General features: G+C 32.4%; 1 pseudogene. It reads left to right on the plus strand.

Going from position 1 to position 435, the window contains the following annotated elements:
• Positions 1-179 precede the first annotated feature (179 nt).
• Positions 180-435, plus strand: a pseudogene (locus tag KH893_RS12365) (phage tail protein); the annotation flags it as partial.

Raw genomic sequence — 435 nt, forward strand, 5'->3', positions numbered from 1 at the left:
CCTATCTTGATGATATGACTGAACAATCAAAAAAATAATTTCTATTATAATAGTGATACATTACGGTAAGTAAAGATAAGTTACAAAAATTTTATGCCCAGGCACCTAAGTTTTTCTAAAACCACTTAATTTTAAAAATGTCTTTAATTAAGCTAATAGTAGACTTAGGAGGAATCTATTTGGCATACATAGTTAATTTTAAAGATGTCTCAACAACAGGCCTTGCAAGGTCGCCGGTTGCTAAAACTCGAGCCGGTTTACGAGCAAATGAGGCTCGCTATTTTTGGAATAAATATAAACATCAATTTGTAACGCTTCATACAGCAGAAAATCCGGAAACTTTAGTTTGGATCGAAAAAATACTAGCTGAACGAGATATTAATTTTCCATATAAAGCTCTGGAAGTGAGCCATTTCGAAGTTGAAGGAATAAAAT

This window comes from Liquorilactobacillus sicerae (genome assembly GCF_029916425.1).
GTDB classification, from domain to species: Bacteria; Bacillota; Bacilli; order Lactobacillales; family Lactobacillaceae; genus Liquorilactobacillus; species Liquorilactobacillus sicerae.